The 7,146-nt window shown below is 56.5% G+C and carries 7 protein-coding genes; 6 read left to right on the plus strand and 1 reads right to left on the minus strand.

Translation table 11 applies throughout. The features are described 5' to 3' along the window. Positions 1-111: 111 nt before the first annotated feature. Complete coding sequence (locus tag QMX93_RS28920) at positions 112-528, minus strand: DUF4124 domain-containing protein (protein WP_282358978.1); 417 nt, start codon at positions 526-528, stop codon at positions 112-114. 398 nt (positions 529-926) lie between these two features. Here QMX93_RS28920 and QMX93_RS28925 point away from each other — a divergent pair, with 398 nt between their 5' ends. From QMX93_RS28925 to msrQ, 6 genes are all read left to right on the plus strand, one after another. Further along, a complete protein-coding gene (locus tag QMX93_RS28925; protein ID WP_212545832.1) occupies positions 927-2,651 on the plus strand; it encodes an acetolactate synthase 3 large subunit in 1,725 nt (574 codons plus the stop codon). 2 nt (positions 2,652-2,653) lie between these two features. Next, positions 2,654-3,145, plus strand: a complete 492-nt coding sequence (ilvN, locus tag QMX93_RS28930; RefSeq protein WP_003176102.1) for an acetolactate synthase small subunit — start codon at positions 2,654-2,656, stop codon at positions 3,143-3,145. A 48-nt stretch (positions 3,146-3,193) separates the two neighbouring features. Then, positions 3,194-4,210 carry a ketol-acid reductoisomerase gene (gene ilvC, locus QMX93_RS28935; protein ID WP_053123857.1) on the plus strand — a complete coding sequence of 339 codons (1,017 nt, stop codon included), beginning with the start codon at positions 3,194-3,196 and terminating at the stop codon, positions 4,208-4,210. A 147-nt stretch (positions 4,211-4,357) separates the two neighbouring features. Beyond that, positions 4,358-5,215: a CDP-diacylglycerol--serine O-phosphatidyltransferase gene (gene pssA / locus QMX93_RS28940; protein ID WP_053123855.1), complete on the plus strand. Its 858-nt coding sequence runs from the start codon at positions 4,358-4,360 to the stop codon at positions 5,213-5,215. Between the two features lie 63 nt (positions 5,216-5,278). Further along, positions 5,279-6,292 (plus strand): protein-methionine-sulfoxide reductase catalytic subunit MsrP, encoded by a 1,014-nt coding sequence (gene msrP / locus QMX93_RS28945; RefSeq protein ID WP_282358982.1) that lies wholly within the window; start codon positions 5,279-5,281, stop codon positions 6,290-6,292. After that, positions 6,292-6,915 carry a protein-methionine-sulfoxide reductase heme-binding subunit MsrQ gene (gene msrQ / locus QMX93_RS28950; protein ID WP_282358984.1) on the plus strand — a complete coding sequence of 208 codons (624 nt, stop codon included), beginning with the start codon at positions 6,292-6,294 and terminating at the stop codon, positions 6,913-6,915. Before msrP ends, msrQ begins: the two co-directional genes overlap by 1 nt. Positions 6,916-7,146: the final 231 nt, after the last annotated feature.

A 7,146-nucleotide genomic window follows, 5' to 3' on the forward strand; every position in this document is an offset into this window, starting at 1 on the left:
CTGTCGGCGTGTACACCGGAAACTGTAGGAGCTGCGGAAGGCTGCGATCTTTTGATCCTGTTTTAAAAACAACATCAAAAGATCGCAGCCTTCGGCAGCTCCTACACATATCTATTCACAATTCTGTGCAATCTGCTTCTGCGCCTCAACAATCCGCTCCTGACGCTGCGCATCATCCAGCCGTCGCATCTGCCCCTCCACTTGCTCCCTCAAACGCGGATTGTTCTGCAACTGCGCAAGGTTCGTCCGTGCCTGCTGACAAAACTGCTTGAGCTGCGCCTGCTGATCCGCGACCTGTTTCTTCACCTGGTCATCAATCGCCTTCTGATCGCCGAGCACGCCGCTGCCCGGCATTGGCGCAGGTTTGGGCGGGGGCGAGGAGGGCGTCTGTAATGTGGTGGATGGCTGACCCGCTGGCGGCTGCGCATCGAAATGCGTGACACCTTGGGCGTCGACCCATTTGTAGATCTGAGCGGCCATGCACCAGGGGCTGAGGCCGATCAGCAGGGTGAGGAGGAGCGTTCGCATGCTGATTCCTTGGCAAAATTGCGCAATTGACGCTAACAGAGTAGCGGTTTTCAGGTTTTTTCTTGCGTTCTCATGTGCTTACCCACAATTAGTGACATAGACAGCTTGACTTGGAGAGGGCGAAACAGAAGAATCCAAAGTCCGCTGTAGAGGGACTGCCAGAAGCAGACCCACTCGGTAGATCATGAGGCGCACATCCGCGCCGACCTGTTACACCCGCAACGCGTTACCTCGCGCTGGGTGGGAAAGGCCCGCAACACTGGGACGATCCCAATACTTGCTCAGTCAGTGCTGACGTAGTCGGCGACCACCGTCGCTCATGCTCTGCCGAGAAGTAAACCTATTAAGACCCGCCCCTTTTTTGTGGACGGTATTCTGGCGTTTTAGAGGTGAACAACGTGGAGCTTTTATCTGGCGGTGAGATGCTCGTCCGCTTTTTGCGTGACGAAGGCGTCAAATATATCTACGGGTACCCGGGTGGTGCTCTCCTGCATGTTTACGATGCCCTGTTCAAAGAACCGGAAGTGAATCACATCCTGGTTCGTCACGAACAAGCGGCAACCCATATGGCTGACGGCTACGCCCGTGCCACCGGTAAAGCCGGCGTGGTATTGGTGACTTCCGGTCCAGGCGCCACAAACGCCATCACCGGTATCGCCACGGCCTATATGGACTCGATTCCAATGGTGATCATTTCCGGTCAGGTGCCAAGCACCATGGTCGGCACCGACGCGTTCCAGGAAACCGACATGATCGGTATCTCCCGGCCGATCGTGAAGCACAGCTTCATGATCAAGCACGCTTCGGAAATCCCGGAAGTCATGAAGAAGGCCTTCTACCTGGCGCAATCCGGTCGTCCGGGCCCGGTCGTGGTCGATATCCCGAAAGACATGACCAACCCGGCCGAGAAATTCGAATACATCTTCCCGAAGAAAGCCAAGCTGCGTTCCTACAGCCCGGCCGTTCGCGGTCACTCCGGGCAAATCCGCAAGGCAGCCGAAATGCTCCTCGCTGCCAAGCGCCCAGTGCTTTATTCCGGTGGCGGCGTGATCCTCGGCAACGGTTCCGCACCGCTGACCGAGCTGGCGAAAATGCTCAACCTGCCAGTGACCAACACACTGATGGGCCTGGGTGGTTTCCCGGGGACTGATCGTCAGTTCATCGGCATGCTCGGCATGCACGGCAGCTACACCGCCAACCTGGCGATGCACCATGCTGACGTGATCCTCGCGGTCGGCGCGCGTTTCGACGATCGCGTGATCAACGGCCCGGCGAAGTTCTGCCCGAACGCCAAGATCATCCATATCGACATCGACCCGGCTTCGATTTCCAAGACCATCAAGGCCGACGTGCCTATCGTTGGTCCGGTTGAGAGCGTCCTGACCGAAATGGTCGCGATCCTCAAGGAAATCGGCGAGACCCCGAACAAGGAGTCCGTGGCCAGTTGGTGGAAGCAGGTTGATGAATGGCGTGGTGATCGCGGCCTGTTCCCTTATGAAAAGGGCGACGGCAGCGTGATCAAACCGCAGACCGTGATCGAAACCCTCTGCGAAGTGACCAAGGGCGATGCCTTTATCACTTCCGACGTGGGCCAGCACCAGATGTTCGCTGCGCAGTACTACACGTTCAACAAGCCGAATCGCTGGATCAACTCCGGTGGTCTGGGCACCATGGGCTTCGGTTTCCCGGCGGCCATGGGCATCAAGTTGAGCTTCCCGGATGACGACGTTGCCTGCGTCACCGGCGAAGGCAGCATCCAGATGAACATCCAGGAACTGTCGACCTGCCTGCAATACGGCTTGCCAGTGAAAATCGTCATCCTGAACAACGGTGTTCTGGGGATGGTTCGTCAATGGCAGGACATGAGCTACGGCAGCCGTCACTCGCACTCCTACATGGAATCGCTGCCTGACTTCGTCAAGTTGGCTGAAGCCTACGGCCACGTCGGCGTACGCATCACCGAATCGAAAGATTTGAAGTCGAAGATGGCAGAAGCGTTCGCCATGAAGGATCGCCTGGTGATCATCGATGTTTCGGTCGACACCAGCGAGCACGTCTATCCGATGCAGATCAAAGACGGCTCCATGCGCGATATGTGGCTGAGCAAGACGGAGCGTACTTAATCATGCGGCACATTATTTCCTTGCTTCTGGAAAACGAACCCGGCGCTTTGTCTCGCGTAGTCGGCCTGTTCTCGCAGCGCAACTACAACATCGAAAGCCTGACCGTGGCCCCGACCGAAGACCCGACCCTGTCGCGTCTGACGCTGACCACCGTTGGCCACGATGAAGTCATCGAGCAGATCACCAAAAACCTGAACAAGCTGATCGAAGTGGTCAAGCTGGTGGACCTGTCGGAAAGTGCTCACATCGAGCGCGAACTGATGCTGGTCAAGGTCAAGGCCACTGGCGCCCAGCGCGCCGAGATCAAACGCACCACCGATATTTACCGTGGACAGATCGTCGACGTCAGCGCCAGCGTGTATACCGTTCAACTGACCGGTACCAGCGACAAGCTCGACAGCTTCATTCAGTCCATCGGCACCGCATCGATTCTGGAAACCGTCCGTAGCGGCGTGACCGGCATTGCCCGCGGCGACAAAGTACTCAGCATCTAAACCAAATTAGCGAATGGCCTGAACGGCCTGGATATATAGGGGAATTTCATGAAAGTTTATTACGAAAAAGACTGCGACCTGTCGATCATCCAGGGCAAGAAAGTTGCCATCATCGGTTACGGTTCCCAGGGCCACGCTCAAGCGTGCAACCTGAAAGACTCCGGCGTTGACGTTACTGTTGGTCTGCGTAAAGGTTCGGCCACCGTTGCCAAAGCTGAAGCTCACGGCCTGAAAGTGACCGACGTTGCTTCCGCGGTTGCGGCTGCCGACTTGGTCATGATCCTGACCCCGGACGAGTTCCAGTCGTCGCTGTACAAGAATGAAATCGAGCCGAACATCAAGAAAGGCGCCACCCTGGCCTTCTCCCACGGCTTCGCGATTCACTACAACCAGGTTGTTCCGCGTGCCGACCTCGACGTGATCATGATCGCGCCGAAAGCACCAGGCCACACCGTACGTTCCGAGTTCGTGAAAGGCGGCGGTATTCCTGACCTGATCGCGATCTACCAGGACGCCTCGGGCAACGCCAAAAACGTTGCACTGTCCTACGCTGCTGGCGTTGGTGGCGGTCGTACCGGCATCATCGAAACCACCTTCAAGGACGAGACTGAAACCGACCTGTTCGGCGAACAAGCCGTTCTGTGCGGCGGTACCGTTGAGCTGGTTAAAGCCGGTTTCGAAACCCTGGTTGAAGCTGGCTACGCGCCGGAAATGGCCTACTTCGAGTGCCTGCACGAACTGAAGCTGATCGTTGACCTCATGTACGAAGGCGGTATCGCCAACATGAACTACTCGATCTCCAACAACGCCGAATACGGCGAGTACGTGACTGGCCCGGAAGTGATCAACGCCGAGTCCCGTCAGGCCATGCGCAACGCCCTGAAACGTATTCAGGACGGCGAATACGCCAAAATGTTCATCAGCGAAGGCGCAACCGGCTACCCTTCGATGACCGCCAAGCGTCGTAACAACGCCGCTCACGGTATCGAAATCATCGGCGAGCAACTGCGCTCCATGATGCCGTGGATCGGTGCCAACAAGATCGTCGACAAAGCCAAAAACTAAGTCGTCCTTCTTGTACGGAAAACGCGGCCTCGGCCGCGTTTTTTCGTTTGAGCCGGTGGTTCTGGTATAAAGCTGCAGCGTTTGTGGCCGAACTGTCGTCCTCAAGCACCTGTCGAAATTTCTCCAAACCGTTGCAAGGTAATGTCCATGAGCGAACGTCCCGAAGAGCCGAACAAGGCTTCTGACGCCGAAAGCCTGCTGCCCATCGATGAACACATCGAAGAAGGGCACGACGCAGAAGGTCGTAAAGTCCGGCATCGTGGTATCTATCTGCTGCCGAATCTGTTCACCACTGCGAACCTGTTTGCAGGGTTTTACTCCATCATCAACTCGATGAGCGCACAGGCGGCATTGAGTGCTGGGGATTCCGTCAATGCGAGCAAGTATTTCGCCTTTGCCGCAATCGCGATTTTCGTCGCCATGGTGCTCGACGGCCTCGACGGTCGTGTGGCGCGCATGACCAATACGCAAAGTGCCTTCGGCGCCGAGTATGACTCGCTGTCAGACATGGTCGCGTTCGGTGTCGCACCGGCGCTGCTGGCCTTCGGTTGGGCGTTGGGTGATATGGGCAAGGTCGGCTGGATGGTCGCCTTCATCTATGTCGCGGGCGCGGCATTGCGTCTGGCGCGCTTCAACACCCAGGTCGGCACGGCAGACAAGCGCTATTTCATCGGTCTGGCCAGTCCGGCAGCGGCGGGTGTGGTGGCGGGTATCGTCTGGGCGTTCAGCGATTACGGCATTCAGGGGTCGAAGATGTCGTTCCTCGTTGCGCTGATGGTTGCGGCGGCCGGCATGCTGATGGTCAGCAACATCAAGTACAACAGCTTTAAAGAGCTGGACTTGAAAGGGCGCGTGCCATTCGTGGCGATCCTTGCCGTGGTGCTGGTGTTTGCCGTTGTGTTCAGCGATCCGCCGCGCATTCTGCTGTTGGTGTTCCTCGCCTATGCAGCATCCGGCCCGGTGCAGTACTTGTTGCACCTTCGTCGGCACAAAAAAGCCGAGTGATGTAATTTCACGCATACTCCGCAGTCTATGGGTGCATCTGTCCTCCAAAGCTGCGGAGTTGTCATGCTGATCAAAATCCCCAAAGCGTCTGACTGCAACGAGTCGGATGTCACGCCTGAATCCATTTATCTCTCGCGCCGCCAATTGCTCGGGGCTACTGCTGCCGGTATCGCCGTCAGTAGCCTGCCACGCTGGGCCAATGCCGAGGATGCCGCTCGCTACGCCGATGTCGAACCCGGTAAAGCGCCTGCCTGGTTCAACGACAAGCTGTCCTCTACTAAATGGGGAGCAGTCAACGTCAAGGATGAGGCGATCACGCCTTTTAAAGACGCCACTCACTACAACAACTTCTACGAGTTCGGCACCGACAAGGGGGATCCGGCGGCGAATGCCGGCTCGCTGAAAACCGAACCGTGGAGTGTGGTGATAGACGGGGAGGTGGGTAAGCCGGGGCGATATGCGCTGGAAGACTTCATGAAGCCATATCAACTGGAAGAGCGAATCTATCGCCTGCGCTGTGTAGAGGCGTGGTCGATGGTGATTCCGTGGATCGGTTTTCCAATCTCGGCGTTGCTCAAGCAAGTCGAGCCAAACGCTAATGCCAAGTACATCCGCTTTGAAACGCTGCAGGATCCCAAAACCATGCCGGGGCAGCGCTCCGGTTTTGCCTTGATCGACTGGCCGTATGTAGAAGGCTTGCGTCTGGATGAGGCGATGAATCCGTTGGCGATTCTGGCGGTGGGCATGTATGGCCGCGAGTTACCAAATCAGAACGGCGCGCCGCTGCGTTTGGTGGTGCCGTGGAAATATGGCTTCAAGAGCGTCAAATCCATCGTGCGTATCAGTCTGGTCAGCGAGCAGCCGAAAACCACTTGGCAAAGCATTGCGGCGGATGAGTATGGGTTCTACGCGAACGTGAATCCAACGGTTGATCACCCACGCTGGACGCAGGCGCGCGAGCGACGTTTGCCGAACAGTCTGTTCAAACCGAACGTACGCGATACGCAGATGTTCAACGGCTACTCGGATGAAGTCGCTTCTTTATATACAGGGCTCGATCTGCGGAAGAACTACTGATGCGATTTCCGTTCTGGCGTATAGGCGTTTTCATTGCGGCAGCGATCTGGCCGATGCTTTGGTTGTATCAAGCGCTTGAGGATTTGCTCGGCCCGGATCCCGGCAAAGTGTTGGTCGATCGGCTGGGGTTGGGGACCTTGGTGTTGTTGCTGATCACCCTGAGCATGACGCCGATGCAGAAACTCACCGGTTGGGCGGGGTGGATTGCGGTTCGCCGGCAGTTGGGGCTTTGGTGTTTCGCCTATGTGGTGTTGCACCTGTGCAGTTATATGGCGTTTATCCTGGGGTTTGACTGGTCGCAGCTGGCGGTCGAGTTGCGCAAGAGGCCTTACATAATAGTAGGGGCGTTGGGTTTTCTAGGATTGTTGGCGTTGGCGGTAACGTCCAATCGCTACAGTCAGCGGCGTTTGGGCACGCGCTGGAAGAAGCTGCATCGCCTGGCGTACGTAATTCTGGGTTTGGGTTTACTGCATATGCTGTGGATCGTGCGCGCGGATCTTGAGGAATGGGCGATCTATGCCTTTATAGGTGCAGTGCTTCTGATACTGCGTATTCCGCCCGTGACGCGGCGTATCCCGCGTTTACTGGCCAAAAAGCCGGTTTTGCAAGAAAAGCGAAATTAACGGTTGACGGCAAATCCCAGGCGTCTATAATTCGCCCCACTTCCGGCGCAGTCGAAACGAAAAACTCCTTGAGATTCAATGAGTTACGAAGTTTTTGGCAGCAGGTTGCTTCAGTTCATCGAAGCCAAAAGGAAGTTGAAAAAGAGGTGTTGACAGCAGCGTGTAACGCTGTAGAATTCGCCTCCCGCTGACGAGAGATCTGAAGCGCAAGTGGTTGAAGTTGTTGAAGAA

The organism is Pseudomonas sp. PS01303, assembly GCF_029959385.1.
GTDB lineage: Bacteria > Pseudomonadota > Gammaproteobacteria > Pseudomonadales > Pseudomonadaceae > Aquipseudomonas > Aquipseudomonas rustica.